The following is a 15,069-nucleotide window of genomic DNA, read 5'->3' as shown; positions in this document are numbered from 1 at the left end:
ATTCGAGGTGAACCGCAGAGGAGTCCCCCTCTCGCTACATCAGGTAAAACAGCGGGAAGAGGAACACCCAGACGATGTCGACGAAGTGCCAGTAGAGGCCGAAGTACTCGACCGGTCGGTGATCGTCGAGATAGGCGTCGACGGCCCCGATGCGGTAGAGCATGAAGCCCGCGATCAGCAACCCGAAGATCACGTGCAGCGCGTGCAAGCCGGTCGTCACGAAGTAGACCGAGTACTGCAATTCGGTGAACCAGTAGATCCCCTGGACGAACTCGTAGTTCCACTCCCAGGCTTTGACCCCGAGGAATGTCAGTCCGAGTGCCACCGTCGCGCCGAGGGAGGCGAGCAGTCCGCGCTTGTTCCCCCGTTCGGCCATCGCGAGCGCCAGCACGACGGTGAAACTCGAGGTGAGCAGGACGTACGTGTTGAATAGCCCGACGAGCGCCGAGGGAGGAACCGTCTCCCAGTTGCCCCAGCCCGCGTGCAGCCGCATGAAGACGAACGACCCGATCGCGGCGCCGAAGACGACGAGGTCGGAGGCCAGGAAGAACCAGACGCCGAGTTTCGTCGTTCCAACGCCCTCGAAGGGCCATCGCTCAGCGACGGCGAGGTCCGGCGCTCGAAACCGCTCGCGGCCGTACTCGAAGAGGCTGTAACAGATAACGACGATCCCGAGGACGGTCGCCACCGGGTAGAGGAGACTCGGTTCGGCGGCGGTACTCGCCTCGGTCTGACCGCGGGCGCTCGCGAACTCGACGAGATACGGCGTCAACCCCGACAGGCCGAGAAAGAGCGCGAAGGTACCGACACCGATCGCGAGCGGCCAGATGCTCGCGTGGTCTGCGTGTGCCTCCTCGTAGGCGGTCGCGTCGGCGGTCGCAACTCCGCCGTCGGTCGCCGGCGAGTCGTCGACGAATTCGAGTCGGCCGCTGGCGTAGCTCGGTCGACCGTCCCAGTTCTCGAGGGGCGGCGGCGAGGGAATCGCCCATTCGGCGGTTCGCGAGAACGCCCAGGGATTGTCCGGGGCGTCCGGCCCGCGCAGCCAGCTGTGGGCGAACGTCGCGAACATGATGATGAAGGACGCGCCGAAGACGAACGCGCCGACGGTCGCGAGCTGGTGGTAGAGCTGTGCCCCCTCGGGATAGTGGAAGACGCGACGCGGCGTCTCCCAGGCCAGAAACATCGGGAAGTACAGCAGGTTGAACCCGGCGAAGTAGACGACGAAGTTGAGCTTTCCGAGCGCCTCGGAGTACATTTTCCCGCTGATCTTCGGCCACCAGTAGTAGAGACCGGCGATCAACCCGGTGACGCCCGAGGCCATCACGTAGTGGAAGTGTGCGACGACCCAGTAGGTGCCCCGGAACTCGTAATCGAGGACGACGGCCCCGAGGAAGACCCCGGTAATGCCGCCGAGAATAAAGAGAACGAGCGCGCCGAGACTGAACAGGAACGGCGTCGTAAACCGAACTCGGCCCTTTACCATCGTGTAGATCAGGGCAAAGACCATCAGGTCGAACGGTAGCGAAATCCCGATCGTCGTCGCCATGAACAGGGTCTTGATCTCGAGATTGATCGTCGTCAGGAACATGTGATGCATCCAGACCAAAAACGACTGGACGGCGACGAGCACCATCGCGATGATGACCCACTTTCGACCGACGAGGCGTCGGCCGCAGAAGGTCTGGAACGTCTCGAACATGATCCCCAGCGCCGGGAAGAAGACGATGTACACCTCCGGATGGCCAAAGAACCAGAACAGGTGGGCCCACAGCAGCCCCGACCCCTGGTCGGTCGCGAAGTACTGCGTGAGAAGGATGCGGTCGCTCGCGACCAACAGGAGTGCGGCCAGCAACGCCGCAAAGGCAAAGAGCATCATCCAGACGGTCAGCAGCCACGACCACGTAAACAGCGGAACGTTCCACAGACCGAGTCCTTCCGCGCGCGATCGATGGATCGTCGTGAGAAAGTTCACCGTCCCGATCGTAATCGAGAAGACGAACAGGATCAACGCGAGGACCGCCGCGTTCCCTCCGGTCGTCGCTTGCATCGCCGGCGTGTACGTCGGCACGTTCAGCGGCGCGTACATCGTCCAGCCGCCGGCGTGGGTCCGACCCTGGAAAAACGACAGCGAGATCAGGAGACCGGAAAACAGGTAAAACCAGTAACTCAGGGCGTTCAGTCTGGGGAACGCGAGGTCTTTCGCCCCGATCTGGAGGGGGACGAAGTAGTTCGCGAACCCGGCCGCAATCGGCGAGAGAAACCAGAAAATCATCAGCATTCCGTGTGCGCTGACGGCCTGGTTGTACTCGTTGGCATCGAGCAGTCCGGTCCCACCGGCTTCCCACAGATGCGCCCGGAACACCAGCGCCATGATACCGCCGAGTACCAGGAAGAACAGCGCCGTCAGCAAGTAGAGAACGCCGATATCCTTGTGATTCGTCGTGACCAGCCAGCGTTTGACCGACGTTTTCGGCGGGAGATCGCTCACCGAGGATCACCTCCTGGCGATCGACGGGTCTCGAATCCGGATGCGTTCCGACCCGAGCCATCCGAAATCGCTTCGGGACTTCCCTGCACCTGCGTCACCGTCTCCCTGAGAAAGCGCACTCGACGGAGCATCACTGGGCCATTGCACGACAAAACTCCGTATGAACGTATGCGGTGCGCGTGCAAGCCGCTCCAGATCAGCGACGAACTGTTGGCTGAACTGGCGTGGTTACCGCCGGTCGTCCCATACGGATTCGTATCATCAATTACCGCCAAACGGCGACCCGTCTTGGCCGTTCGGCGGTACCGACGGACACTACTCAGTATCAGGAATCGGCCGACGTCCCGTCGCCAGCGGCGTTCGAAAACACGAACTCCCGCAGGAGTTTGCCGGCGAGGGAGGCGGCCTGGCCGTCGTCCCGATCGTTGACTTCCACGACGTCGAAGCCGCTTGCGTGCGGGGCGATCGATCGGACGGCGTCCCGCATCGTCCGGGGGTCGAGACCGAACGGTTCCATCGTCCCGGTGCCCGGTGCGTAAGCCGGGTCGGCCGCGTCGATGTCGACGCTCAGGTAGACCGATCGATCGGTCAACGAGTCGGGGACGGTCCACGTCCCCACGTTCTCGGGAGCCACGACGGTCACGTCGGCTTCGTCTGCGCGCACCCACTCGGCCTCGCTGCCCGTTCGCGCGCCGAGGACGATCAGTTCCTCGGCGCCGGTATCGTCGAGAATCCGGCGCATCACGGCGGCGTGACTGAGCGGGTTGCCGTCGTAGGCCTCGCGCAAGTCGAGGTGGGCGTCGAGCGAGACGACGACGTCGGGTTCGACGGCCCGTGCGCCCGCGAGGGAGACGGTGTGCTCGCCGCCGAGGGTCAGCGGAACGGCGTCGTCCCAGACGACGTCACGCAACGCCCCCTCGAGCCAGTCGAGATACTCGCGAACGTCGTCCCACGCGCGGACATCCCCCTGGTCAGCGACGCCGAGGGCTGAAAAGTACTGGTCGGTTCGACGATCGTAGTCGTCGAAGGTCTCCGCAAACGTCCGAATGCGCCGGGGACCGAACCGGGTCCCCGGCTGAAAGGTCGTCGAGGCGTCCAGGGGCGCACCGACGACCACGAAGTTCGCGTCCGTCGAGTCGGCCGCGCGGCCGGTTTCGGCGGACCCGTCCGTCGGGTAGTCGGTCGCCCCGGGGAACATTAGACGATCTTTCGCTGGTCTTCCATCTCGAGGTACTCGATGTTCTCGTCGGGCGAGGCGTCGACGTCCTCGGGAACGCGCATCGTGATGGTCTCGTACGTTTCGAGGTCCATGACCTGCATGTCGTTGCCGTCGACGGAGACGACCTGGCCCTGTTTGCGCTCGATGATCGGGACCCAGATCTTCGCGTCGACCGGCTGGGAGAGCGATCGCTTCTTGCCGTCGAAGACGCCTTTTGCCTCGATTCGTGCCTTCGCGCTGCCGTGTTTGCCCGGCTTCGCAGTCGAGTAGGCGTTGATCTTACACGCCGCGTCGTCGATGATTACGTAGCTCCCTTCCTGGAGATCGCGAACTTCTTGCTGCTGTTTCGCCATGTCCCGGGGTAATCAACCGACGGTCATAAACGGTTTGGAACGGCGCGGAGCGTGTCGGTCACTGACGTTCGTCAGTGCCGAGACACCACTCGCACGATCGGAGGTGTAGCGATCCTGCGGCGATCGCCGTGAGAGCGGTTCGGGTAGTGATCGAACGGGCTACCACCCTGTTCCGCAGCCGAAACGATCTCCTGGCCGCCTGACGAACGACAACCCGATGGAAGCCGAGGTTCTCGTCGCCGCGACGGCGCTCGCCGTCCTCGTCGTCGCCGGCGTCGTCGCCTACCGGCGGTCGACCGATCCGCGCCGACCACTCGCGAGTGACCTCGACGATCGACTCGCGGACGCACTCGGGCCGGGAACGGGATCACATCTCGATCGATCGCCGAGCGTACGCCGAATCGTCCCGATCGACGCGGGGGAGGGCGACCCGGCGATCGTTCCGGTCGTTCGGGTCGCTCTGGAGACGACGGACGCGCCGGGAACGAAACTCGTCCTCGAATACGTCGCTGACGTCCTTGCCGTCGTTCATCCCGTCCTCAGAGAACAGCGCGAGGACGTGTCTCACTTCGACGTCGAGTTTACGTTCGGGCCGGACGGCCTCCTCGTCGCCGGAGAGTGCCGTCGCGTCTCGGTCCCGCCCGAACTGGCCGATCGCTTGCTCGAGGACGATCGGTACGGCGCATTCGAACTCTGGCGGGACGTAAAACGGGGCGATCGAGACGGCGACGCGGTCACTACGCTCTGGGGGGCGTGTACGAACTACCGCGAGAGGGAAGGGATGGTCGACGCTACGGCGGACGGATGATTATCCGCCAGCGGGCGATCGAATCGAGCTCCACACCTGCGGTCGATCACGACGAGCGGCTTACCACCGAAATCCGGCTGGAGCTGCCGGCGGGTCGAGCGGACTCTCCGGGAGTTCGTCGCCGAGTTCCGGATCGTTGTACCCGCCTGGTGCAACGTCGTTTGGCGAATCGGGGTACCAGAGCGCGGCGAGCAGCTGGATGTGGCCGCGTCCGACTCCGAGTTCGAACTGGCCGCCGCCGTACATTCGAACGTCCCGTTCGGTACAGTAGTGAATCGTCTCCAATAGCGACTCGATCGAGCCAAAGCGGGAGGGTTTGACGTTCAGCCAGTCGGGTTCCCACGGCAGGGCTTCGACATCCTCGACGCCGTGAATCGGCGCGTCCCAGGAGACGCGCTCTCGAATTTCGGGGTCCTCGAACAACGGGTCGGTCTCGTCGGTCAGTGCGGGGTCTTCGATCACCGCGTTCGGGAACGCCTCCAGGACGAGCCTGTAAAGGTCCGGATCGGCCGGCACGTCCACCTCGGTTCCCTCGTACTGCCCTTTGAGATCGAGGATGCGGACGCCGTCCGGGCCGACAGTGTCGACGATGTCCTCGACCAGCCTCCCGTCCCACTCGGGTGTGGGGTCGAGTTTGAACTGCAGGGCGTCGATCCGGTCGCGAAGCTGTGCGAGTCGATCGGTCGTCGGCGGCTCTCCCAGCCGGGTGCTGGCGACGAATCGAACGGGGTCGATCGACCGATCGAGCGCGCTCGCGATGTCCGTTCCCGCCTGGCGCAAGGCGAGATCGAGCGCGGCGCTTTCGAGCCCCCACTGGCGGTAGTTCCGGAAGTCCTCGCGGTCGGGTGGTCCCGCCGGGAACAGGTCGGTGTCCTCGAGCAACTGCGAGAACGACTCGATCGTGTACTCGCCGGTCAGGTCCGGGAGGCCGTGCTCGGCCAGCGCCTCGTGCTCGACGGTCTCGTAGGTGACGTCTTCCCCTCGGCCGACGACCGGATCGCCGTCCGGGCCGGGGCCCGCGAGGGAGAACTCGGTCGTCACGCGTGCGAATCCACTCGATGTGTCGCGCTCGAACTGGTCCATCGAGACGGACCCGATCGTTACTGAGAGACCGGCGAGTCGATCGTACTCCATGCCATCCCTTCGCAGGCCAGCGGAAAAACCGTTGCAGTACCGGCGGCCTCTTCGCACGGCGACTGCGATCGGCGGGGATCTCGAGAATCGATGGTCGGTACGCGCCAATCTCAGGGTCCGATCGTCGTGGTGCGAAGGTCTACGGTTTCGGGCGGCGCTCCTCCGTGACCGGCGACCAGCAAGCGGTCGTACCGGACGTGCACGTCGTTCCTGTTGAATCGCTCGTAGCACGTGTAAACCACGACCCGCGAGGACGACGGGCGATCGACGCCGCGGAGCCGGAACGCGGTTTCCGACCCGTTTCCGGTGACGGCGACTGCGACCGCGAACGCGTCGTCGAAGTCGAGATCCCGTGCGATCGCCGCCGCCCGGGAGTCAGCGCTGGTAACGGCTTCGACGTCCGCCTCGGTCGTCACCAGCGCAGCCGTCGACGACCCGTCACCGATACTGAGCGAAACGTCGTGTGCCTCGTACTGGAGGGGATTTTGGGCGTCCGCTTCGTCGAGAGTCGGACACGCTCCGGCGGGATCCTCGTCGCCACCGCTCTCGGCCGTCGACGGGGGTTCGAACTCGTCGAGGCAGCCAGTGACGCCGAGGAGCGCGCCCGGTCCGCTGGTTGCGAGTAGCGTCCGCCTGTTCACGTCTCCGTCGTACGGCGCATCGACGTATCAATCTACTCGAAGGTGAAACGGCTCTCTGTACGATTCCGGTTCTCTACGCTTCAGGCGGCGAGGGTGGATCGTCGCCGACGAGTGGCGTCGAACGGATCGGTACTCTTCGGAATATGCCACTCAACGGATCGCTACTCCTCACCGCGACGCTGGCGGAGGTTCTGGCGGGTGAACTGTGGCTTCGCCCCGATCGATTTCGGCTCGCGGAACGATCGGTAGAGCAAAACGATAACGCCCGCAGACAACACGGCCGCGACGATCGACGCCTCCGGCGCGCCGAGCGCGTAGAGGACGCCCATCGAGAACAGCGACATCGTCAACAGCATGCCGTAGATCAGGCGCTTGGCGAACGTCGCGAAGACGTTCTTTGAGTCCTCGACGCCGATTCGGACGTAGAGGTCGTCTCGATCGAGGCGGTCGAGCGCCCGCTCGGCTTTCGGCGTGATCCGGGTCAGCGACTCGGCCGATCGACGCACCTGCTGGCCGGAGGATTCGAGATACTGGCGGATCGACTCCTCGCGATAGCCCTGTTCGGTGAGATAGCTGGTCGCGGTCGCGATGAAGTCGAAGTTCGAATCGAGTGTGACGCAAACCCCTTCGACGACGGTCGCGACCCGCAGGATCAGCGCGAGGTTCTTCGGGAGCCGAAGGGGAAACTCGTAGATGGAGTCTTCGACCTGGCCGACGATCTGCTGGACGCGGTACTGTTCGATGTCCTGGCCGCGAGCGTCCGCGATCGCGAGTTCCATCACCTCGGCCATGACGCCGCGATCGGCCTCCGGGCTGAGCGTGCCAATCTCGATCAGGGCGTCGAGAATCGCGTCGATATCCTGATTCGCGACGGCGATGTAGAACTCGACGATCTTCTGCTGGACGAACTCGTCGACCCGGCCGGACATGCCGAAGTCGTAGAAGATGATCCGCCCGTCGTCGGTCACCGCGAGGTTTCCGGGGTGAGGATCGGCGTGGAAGACGCCGTCGTCGATGATCATCTGGAGGTACGATCGCTGGAGGTTCTCCGCGACTTCCGTTCGATCGATCCCCTTGCGATCGAGTTCCGCGACGTCGTTGATTTTCGTCCCCTCCACGTACTCCATCGTGAGCACGCGCGGCCCCGAGTGGCTCTCGACGACGCGGGGGATGAGGAACCGATCGTCGCCGGCGAAGTTCTCGCGGATCTCGGTGAGCATCGTCGCCTCGCGCTCGTAGTCCATCTCCTCTCTGATCGTCTTCGCGAACTCGTCGGCCAGGTTCTCGAGGGAGAACGCTCGCGCATCGTCGACGAAGTACATCAGGATCGGCAGCGACCAGCGGATGACCCGCAGGTCGGCCGCGACGAGGTCCTCGATGTTCGGGCGACGGATCTTGACGGCGACGTCGTGGACCATCTCCCCCTGCGGGCCGTCTGCCTCCTCTGGATGGCCGTTAATCCGGGCCCGGTAGACTTGCCCCAGACTCGCGCCGCTGATCGCGTCGGTGTCGAACTCGGAAAACCGCTCCTCGACGGGACCGAGTTCGGCTTCGAGTACCTGCTTTGCGTCAGCCCAGTCGGCCGGCGGGACCTCGTCCTGAAGCGCCGCCAGAACCTCGATGTACTCGGGCGGAAGCACGTCGGGTCGCGTCGAGAGCAACTGCCCGAGTTTGATGAACGTCGGCCCGAGTGTGAGCAGCGAATCGAGCAACACCTCCGCGCGGTGGCGGTGGGTTTCGGAGCCGACCCGGCGGCGGCGACCGAACAGCAGGAACCGCCGCCGATCGCGGGCGTAGGCGAGCAACAGCGGGAGAAACTGCCAGGCGACGATGACGAACCGCTTGTACGCACGAAGCTGAGCCAGTCTCGGTCACCTCGGGTTAGGCGTCACCGTCGACGACGTCGATCGTCGTTTCGCCGCCCGATCGCTTCCGCAGCGAGAGGGTGAGCACGCCGCGTTCGACGGTCGGCTCCGACTCCGATTCGATCGCGTCGGCGGGGATCGGAACCTCGAAATCGAGAAACTGCGATCGGTTCTCCTCGATGTAGCGGTAATCGCCGTCGACGGATTTCTCCCGGTGAGCCTCGACAGCGAGGCGGCCGTCCTCGATCGAGCACTCGATCGAATCGGCGGTAACGCCGGGAACGTCCAGCACGAGGAGGTAGGCATCGTCACTCTCGAGGATGTCGAAAAAGACGTCGTCGGAGAGATCCCGCAGCGCCTCACGGAGCCCTGACATGAGTGAAGATTCGAACGCCGGTACGAAAAAGGCCGCGGTAGCGGCCGTTTCCTCTGTCGGTGGTCGCGCCGGGATGAGAGATCGGGTCCAGACGCCGGTGAGACAGATCGGCTAGAAGAACCACGCAAGCACGAACAGCGGGAGGACGATCGCAATCAGGACGGCTACACCGCCCCGGAGTGCGGCGACCAGCCCGAGTCGGCGTTCGGTGCTGTCGGAGATGACGAACGGGAAGCCGAACAGCCGGTAGCGCAGTCGGACCCATCGACTGTCCGAGAGGAGCCGCTCGTCGATCCCGACGGCGGCGTTGATCTCGCCGGCACGTCGCGAAACGGTCGTGTCGTAGCGGGCGGTCCCGAGGACGTGGACTGGCTCGTCGGGCTCGAGGAGACGCTCGCGAAAGCGGCGATCGCTGCCCGTCCGAAGCTCGAACAGGCGGAGGTCGAGACTGTGGTTCTGGCAGTCGACGTCGTCGGTTCGATCGATAAAGCGCTGGATCGGTTCCGGCGGCGCTCGGCCGCCGTCCACGTCGATCCGGGCGTGTTCTGTGAGCCGAAAATCGGCACCGGGCGGCTCGATCAGCACGCTCCCGGAGCCGTCGTCGAGTCGAAACGGAACGTACTCCTCGCCCGAGGCGATCGTCGTCCACGAGCGACCGTTCTTCGAGTTTCGCTCTTCTTCGACTGTGAACTCGTAGGCCAGACACGGCGTGTCGGTAAACGGCGATCGGAGGAGGCCGCCGGCCGGTTTCGCGGTTCCGCGAAGCTCGATCGGGCCGCCGTTGGGTGCGTCGAGGACGGCCTCGGGACGCGATCGAAGGACGTAATTTGCGAGTCGGAGTTCACCGAATCCGTAGAGGAGAGCGACGAGCGCACCCGAAGCAACGAGTACGAGTACGACGGCGGCGACCGGTTCGATCGGCGGAACGACCATACGCTCGCTCTCGCCGGCAGAGCGGTAAGTGTATCGACACGTCGTCAGGCGACCGGGATCGATCGTCCGTCCCCCCACGTTTTTGCCCTCCGGCAACCCGATTCAGGGTATGGAAGGTGCCGACCGGGAGCGCACGGAAGCCGGATTCAAGGTACGGACTCCCGTCGACGATGCGCGGCGGATTCTCAAAGAGGCAATCATCGAAGGGGACGAGGGCGGCGGCCCGTTGACGGGGACGGAAACCGTCGACGTCGAACGCGCCGACGGGCGGACGCTCGCCCAGTCCGTCACTGCCGTACGGAACGTCCCCCACTACCAGCGGGCCGCGATGGACGGCTACGCCGTCCGGGCCAGCGATACCTTCGGGGCGAGCGATCGATCGCCCGAGGTGTTGCGGATCGCAGCGCCAGCTGGAAGCGACGGGGAGGACGCCGCCGAGGGAGAGACTGCCAGCGAAGGAGAGGGCGACGATCACGCCACCGCCGACCGGGTCGATCCCCAGACGGCGGCGCGGGTCCACACCGGCAGCGCCCTTCCGGAGGGGGCGAACGCCGTCGTGATGATCGAACAGGTAACGGAACTCGAAGCGATGGGAGACGTCGAGGTCGAAGACGCCGTCGCGGAGGGCGAAAACGTCGCGCCCGTCGGCGAGGACATCGAGGAAGGAGAGGTGCTGTACGAGCCGGGCCACCGACTCCGCCCCTCGGATCTCGGGCTGTGTCGATCGGCGGGGTACGCCCGCCTCGACGTGGCAAAGCGACCGACCGTCGGCGTCGTTCCGACGGGGGAAGAACTCGTCTCCCACGACCCTGGTCCGGGCGAGGTGATCGAAACGAACGGGCTCACCGTCTCCCGAATGGTCGATCGCTGGGGCGGGCGGGCGACCTACCGAGACGTGGTCACGGACGACTTCGAGTCGCTTCGGGTCGCCATCCAGCGCGATCTGACCAAAGACGTCGTCGTCACGACTGGCGGCTCCTCGGTGGGCGAACGCGATCTCCTGCCCGAAGTGATCGACAGCCTGGGTGAGGTCGTCGTCCACGGCGTCGGACTCAAGCCCGGCCATCCGGTCTGTCTCGGCGTCGTCGAGGAAACGCCCGTGCTCGCACTGCCGGGGTACCCCGTCGCCTGCATCGTCAACGCCGTCCAGTTCCTCCGGCCGACCCTGCGCTGGCTCGAGGGGACAACGCCCGACCCTCACCCGAGCGTTCGGGCCACGCTCGATCGGAAGATCCCGAGCGAGCCGGGGACGCGAACGTTCGCGCGAGTGCAACTCCAAGAGCGAGAAGACGCCGATCGCACCGACGGTCCGGCGTACGAGGCGATCCCGACGCGAGCAAGCGGCTCGGGGGTTCTCTCGAGCGTCGCACTCGCCGACGGCTGGGTCGTCGTCGACGACGACCGAGAGGGGATTCCCGCCGGCGAGACCGTCACCGTCGAGAACTGGGAGGTCAACCCGTAGCGGTCGGCTGGGTCGACGGACTCGTACTGATCGAACTGGTGCAGTTCCGTGATCGACACGAACAGCGCTCAACAGCCCCGAGACGGCCGGTAGCTCGTCCTGACGGCGGCCAGAACCGAAGCCAGCGCGAACGACACGACTCCGCCCAGCATCAAGAACACGAGGGTGGACACTGGCAGTCGCCTCGAGTGCTTACTCGAATCCGCTGCCCGATCGGTCTCGGACGGCGATCGCACGGGCTGTCGGGGAGTCCAAGGGGACATCGGTTTCGACCCCCTCTAGCAGTGATGGACCCAGAACGGGCGTCCACACGAACAGTCGATTTCGGTCTGGTCGCCAAATGCGCGTACTGAGGGGCTGGCTCGAAGTTCGTCGGTCCCGTCAGAAACCGGGACGGCCACACGCTCGCCGCAGTTCGGGCACGCAACGTCCTGCGTCACCGTCGATCGCGTCTCGGATTGTGGCACTCGCGTCATGAGTACCGAAACTCGACGAGGAGTGGCCGGGTAACGTCATCTGATGGGATACCTGCAGGGACTGCTCGGCGTGCAGTCGCTGCCGAAAAAACGATCACCGGGGTCTGAGCGCCAGTCGAACCGCGTCCGCGATCGACCGCGATCGCGCCACGTGCTCGTAGGAGCCATCTCGAACCCCGTTCGTGACGTACGCGAAGCCGACGTTCTCGTCGGGGTCGGCCCAGCCGACGCTGCTTCCGAGGCCGGCGTGGCCGAAGACCCGTTCCGGAGTCATAGAGCCGTACGGGTCCGCGCCCGTCCCGCCTTTCCAGAACCCGAGGGCGAACCGGGCTGGTCGAGAGAGGGTACCGTCGGCGTCCGTCTCGGCCTCGGTCGCAGTCATCGCGTCGACGGTTTCGGGCGAGAGAATTCGGGTGCCGTCGAGTTCGCCGCCGTTCGCGAGACAGGCGTAGAATCGGGCCATGTCTCGGGCGGTTCCGATACCGCTGGATGCGGGAATAACGGCCCGGCGAAACCGTTCTTCGTTGAACAGATCCGCGAGCGCGGTGTGGTCAGCCCCGAGGCCCTCGTCTGATTCGCGACAGCGATCGAATTCCTCGAAGCCGACCAGCGTGGCGACCTCGTCTGGCTCGTTCTTCCGAAGACCGATACCGGTGTCGGTCATCCCGAGCGGGTCGAAGACGCGTTCCGCAGCGAGGTGCTCGATCGGCGCTCCGGAGACGCGGCGGGCGAGTTCACCGACGATCCAGCCGAAGGTGAGCGCGTGATAGGCGGGCGTCTCGCCGGGCGGCGTCACGAGGTCCATCTCCTCGATCCGAGAGACGGCGGCGTGCCAGTCGGTCCACTCCTCGGGGCGGTCGTTGATCGGGCCGTACTGCAGCCCCGCGGTGTGGCTGAGTACCTGTCGAACGGTGATCTCGGCCTTTTCGGTACCGTCCTCAGCAAAACCGGACCAGTGGTCGACGACTCGATCGTCGTAGGCGAGTTCTTCGTCGTCGACAAGCGAGTGAAGCGCGACCGCGGCGTAGGGTTTCGCACAGGAAAAGAGGACGTGTCGGGTCTCGGGCGTCGTTCGGTCCCCGCCGGGTCTGGCGACGCCACCTGCCAGATCGAGGATGCAGGTACCATCGATGTAGACGGCCAGTTGTGCGCCGTGGTGGAGTCCGACCGCGAGGTGGCGCTCGAACAGGGCGGCGATCCGCTCGCGATCGGCGGCGTCGACTCGCGTCATACCACCGTCTGCTCCGGCCGGCCGGTTAGTCGTTGTCCCGCGGTCCGGTTTCCGGTCGACCTCTCCGATCCCGTTCTCGGTCTGATCGTCGCTCCCGAAACCGATCGATGATTCCGTCCGACCACCGTTTTTACCGCCGGCACACGAAGGGGCGGTATGGACCGCAAGGAGTTTCGCGATCTCGCATCTCCGGAGGAGGCACATGCGGCGATCGGCTCGCTCTCGCTCGAAGGCGGGGTCGAGCGCGTTTCGCTTGACGAGGCGCGGGGGCGGGTGCTCGTCGCCCGCCTCGACGCCGAACTCGACGTTCCCGGTTTCGATCGGGCGAGTCTCGACGGCTATGCACTTCGGGCGAGAGACACGTTCGGAGCCGACGAGGCGGACCCGGCACGACTGGCCCTGACCGGTGAGGTACACGCTGGCGAAGAACCCGACGTCGCAGTGGGCGAGGGTGAGGCCGTCGAAATTTCCACCGGCGCGGTGATGCCCGACGGCGCGGACGCGATGGTGCCCGTCGAACGAACGGATCGTGTCGAGCACGGCTCGACGGAGAACGCGAGCGGCGACGCCGCGAGTGCCGGCGGCGAGGAAGTCCTGATCCGAACGTCGGTCGCCCCCGGAGACAACGTCATGTTCGCCGGCGCGGACGTCGCCGCGGGCGAGCGGGCGCTCGGTCCCGGGACCCAGATTACGCCCCGAGACGTCGGCCTCCTTTCGGCGCTCGGCATCGACGAAGTTCCGGTCCGGGCCCGTCCCCGCGTCGGCATCGTCTCGACCGGCGACGAACTCGTCCGTCCCGGCGAGGAGGTCGACAGCGATCGCGGCGAGATCTACGACGTCAACAGCTACACGATCGCCGCGGGGGTCGAAGACGCCGGCGGCGAAGCCGTCCTCTACCCTCACGCGGGTGACGATCAGGACGAAATGGAGCGAATACTCCGCGAGGCCGCCGAGGAGTGTGACCTCGTGCTCTCGTCGGGGTCGACCAGCGCGAGCGCGGTCGACGTCATCTACCGCGTCATCGAAGAACAGGGCGAGTTGTTGCTCCACGGCGTCGCGGTCAAGCCGGGGAAGCCGATGCTCGTCGGTCGACTATCCGGGTCGGCGTACGTCGGACTGCCGGGCTATCCCGTCTCCGCGATGATGGTGTTCCGGACGTTCGTCGCGCCCGCGATTCGCGAGGCCGCGGGCGTTCCGGAGCCGAACGCGGCGATCGTCGAGGGCCGGATGGCCAGACAGGAACGCTACGGCGAGGGACGGCTCAGGCTCATGCCCGTCGGGATCACCGAAACCGGCGACGGCGAGACGCTCGTCTACCCCGTCGACAAGGGTAGCGGGGCGACGACCAGCCTGGCCGAGGCCGACGGCGTCGTCACGGTCGATCCGGACACCGACTACCTCGACGAGGGCGAACCCGTTACCGTCCAGTTGTTCTCGCCGGACGTCCGCCCGCCGACGCTGCTCGGAGCCGGCGAGGACGATCCCACGTTCAACCGGGTACTCGACGACCTCGACAATCCGCGCTACCTCTCGGTCGGTTCCCGGCCCGGCCTGCGACGGCTCAGAGAGGGTGTCCCCGACGTCGCCGTCGTCGCTGGCCCGATCGATCGTGCGATCGACGGGGACGAACTCGGGGGGTGGGACCGCGAGTGGGGACTCGTCGTTCGCCCGGGCAACCCCGACGAAATCGAAGGGGTCGCCGATCTGGTCGATCGGGACCTGCGCTTCGTCAATCGGACGACCGACTCCGGCCTGCGGACGAGTCTGGGGGAAGCGACCGCCGCCCTCGCGGACGAGCGTGGGACCACGCGCCACGATCTCGTCGATGCGATCGACGGCTTCGACCTCGGCTTGCGAGCCCACGAGAGTCCCGCCCGAAAGGTCATCGCCGGCGACGCGGACGCCGCTCTCGGACTCCGGGCGACCGCCGATCGGCTCGATCTCGGATTCGTCCCGGTAGGCGAGGAGTCGGTCCGCGTCCTCGCGAATCCCGATCGAACGGAAAAAGCCGGCGTCCGGGCGCTGAAGCGATCGCTCGAGGCGCGGCCGTCGTTCGACGCTGCCGAGTGAGATCCCGACTCGC

Annotated in this window: 13 protein-coding genes; 3 read left to right on the top strand and 10 right to left on the bottom strand. The window is 65.6% G+C overall.

All coding sequences use genetic code 11. The features are described from left to right. Positions 1–34: 34 nt before the first annotated feature. The 3 genes from AC6I6L_RS19940 to AC6I6L_RS19930 form a co-directional block, all read right to left on the bottom strand. Positions 35–2,488, bottom strand: coding sequence for a cbb3-type cytochrome c oxidase subunit I (locus AC6I6L_RS19940; RefSeq protein WP_497919527.1), 2,454 nt, complete (start codon positions 2,486–2,488; stop codon positions 35–37). A 325-nt stretch (positions 2,489–2,813) separates the two neighbouring features. Beyond that, positions 2,814–3,686, bottom strand: coding sequence for an agmatinase (gene speB / locus AC6I6L_RS19935; protein ID WP_497919526.1), 873 nt, complete (start codon positions 3,684–3,686; stop codon positions 2,814–2,816). Next, entirely contained in the window at positions 3,686–4,060 is a 375-nt protein-coding gene (locus AC6I6L_RS19930; protein ID WP_497919525.1) for a translation initiation factor IF-5A, read from the bottom strand. Before AC6I6L_RS19930 ends, speB begins: the two co-directional genes overlap by 1 nt. 217 nt (positions 4,061–4,277) lie before the next feature. On the opposite strand from AC6I6L_RS19930, the gene AC6I6L_RS19925 reads away from it, so the two are divergent. Beyond that, entirely contained in the window at positions 4,278–4,868 is a 591-nt protein-coding gene (locus AC6I6L_RS19925) for a hypothetical protein (RefSeq protein ID WP_497919524.1), read from the top strand. A gap of 60 nt (positions 4,869–4,928) precedes the next feature. On the opposite strand, the gene AC6I6L_RS19920 is transcribed toward AC6I6L_RS19925, so the two are convergent. The 5 genes from AC6I6L_RS19920 to AC6I6L_RS19900 form a co-directional block, all read right to left on the bottom strand. Beyond that, a complete protein-coding gene (locus AC6I6L_RS19920) occupies positions 4,929–6,002 on the bottom strand; it encodes a hypothetical protein (protein ID WP_497919523.1) in 1,074 nt (357 codons plus the stop codon). A 110-nt stretch (positions 6,003–6,112) separates the two neighbouring features. Continuing rightward, positions 6,113–6,643, bottom strand: coding sequence for a hypothetical protein (locus tag AC6I6L_RS19915; RefSeq protein ID WP_497919522.1), 531 nt, complete (start codon positions 6,641–6,643; stop codon positions 6,113–6,115). Between the two features lie 161 nt (positions 6,644–6,804). Then, positions 6,805–8,448 (bottom strand): ABC1 kinase family protein, encoded by a 1,644-nt coding sequence (locus tag AC6I6L_RS19910; protein WP_497919521.1) that lies wholly within the window; start codon positions 8,446–8,448, stop codon positions 6,805–6,807. 76 nt (positions 8,449–8,524) lie between these two features. Further along, complete coding sequence (locus AC6I6L_RS19905; protein ID WP_497919520.1) at positions 8,525–8,884, bottom strand: Hsp20/alpha crystallin family protein; 360 nt, start codon at positions 8,882–8,884, stop codon at positions 8,525–8,527. A 111-nt stretch (positions 8,885–8,995) separates the two neighbouring features. Continuing rightward, positions 8,996–9,817 (bottom strand): GIDE domain-containing protein, encoded by an 822-nt coding sequence (locus AC6I6L_RS19900; RefSeq protein WP_497919519.1) that lies wholly within the window; start codon positions 9,815–9,817, stop codon positions 8,996–8,998. 109 nt (positions 9,818–9,926) lie between these two features. On the opposite strand from AC6I6L_RS19900, the gene AC6I6L_RS19895 reads away from it, so the two are divergent. After that, positions 9,927–11,279: a molybdopterin molybdotransferase MoeA gene (locus AC6I6L_RS19895; RefSeq protein WP_497919518.1), complete on the top strand. Its 1,353-nt coding sequence runs from the start codon at positions 9,927–9,929 to the stop codon at positions 11,277–11,279. 278 nt (positions 11,280–11,557) lie between these two features. On the opposite strand, the gene AC6I6L_RS19890 is transcribed toward AC6I6L_RS19895, so the two are convergent. Then, entirely contained in the window at positions 11,558–11,755 is a 198-nt protein-coding gene (locus AC6I6L_RS19890; RefSeq protein WP_497919517.1) for a hypothetical protein, read from the bottom strand. A 94-nt stretch (positions 11,756–11,849) separates the two neighbouring features. Beyond that, positions 11,850–12,986 carry a serine hydrolase domain-containing protein gene (locus AC6I6L_RS19885; protein ID WP_497919516.1) on the bottom strand — a complete coding sequence of 379 codons (1,137 nt, stop codon included), beginning with the start codon at positions 12,984–12,986 and terminating at the stop codon, positions 11,850–11,852. A 156-nt stretch (positions 12,987–13,142) separates the two neighbouring features. Here AC6I6L_RS19885 and AC6I6L_RS19880 point away from each other — a divergent pair, with 156 nt between their 5' ends. Continuing rightward, positions 13,143–15,056, top strand: coding sequence for a molybdopterin biosynthesis protein (locus AC6I6L_RS19880; protein ID WP_497919515.1), 1,914 nt, complete (start codon positions 13,143–13,145; stop codon positions 15,054–15,056). The last annotated feature ends 13 nt before the right edge of the window (positions 15,057–15,069 follow it).

The sequence above is a fragment of the Halosolutus sp. DAT137 genome (assembly GCF_059736405.1).
Note: the sequence above shows the minus strand (reverse complement) of the source record. Positions and strands in the feature narration are given on the sequence as shown.

Excerpts from the sequence above, each read along its gene's own strand:
- AC6I6L_RS19930 (WP_497919525.1), bottom strand. The coding sequence starts at position 4,060 with ATGGCGAAACAGCAGCAAGAAGTTCGCGATCTCCAGGAAGGGAGCTAC.
- AC6I6L_RS19885 (WP_497919516.1), bottom strand. The coding sequence starts at position 12,986 with ATGACGCGAGTCGACGCCGCCGATCGCGAGCGGATCGCCGCCCTGTTC.
- speB (WP_497919526.1), bottom strand. The coding sequence starts at position 3,686 with ATGTTCCCCGGGGCGACCGACTACCCGACGGACGGGTCCGCCGAAACC.
- AC6I6L_RS19920 (WP_497919523.1), bottom strand. The coding sequence starts at position 6,002 with ATGGAGTACGATCGACTCGCCGGTCTCTCAGTAACGATCGGGTCCGTC.
- AC6I6L_RS19890 (WP_497919517.1), bottom strand. The coding sequence starts at position 11,755 with ATGACGCGAGTGCCACAATCCGAGACGCGATCGACGGTGACGCAGGAC.
- AC6I6L_RS19925 (WP_497919524.1), top strand. The coding sequence starts at position 4,278 with ATGGAAGCCGAGGTTCTCGTCGCCGCGACGGCGCTCGCCGTCCTCGTC.
- AC6I6L_RS19880 (WP_497919515.1), top strand. The coding sequence starts at position 13,143 with ATGGACCGCAAGGAGTTTCGCGATCTCGCATCTCCGGAGGAGGCACAT.
- AC6I6L_RS19900 (WP_497919519.1), bottom strand. The coding sequence starts at position 9,817 with ATGGTCGTTCCGCCGATCGAACCGGTCGCCGCCGTCGTACTCGTACTC.
- AC6I6L_RS19895 (WP_497919518.1), top strand. The coding sequence starts at position 9,927 with ATGGAAGGTGCCGACCGGGAGCGCACGGAAGCCGGATTCAAGGTACGG.
- AC6I6L_RS19905 (WP_497919520.1), bottom strand. The coding sequence starts at position 8,884 with ATGTCAGGGCTCCGTGAGGCGCTGCGGGATCTCTCCGACGACGTCTTT.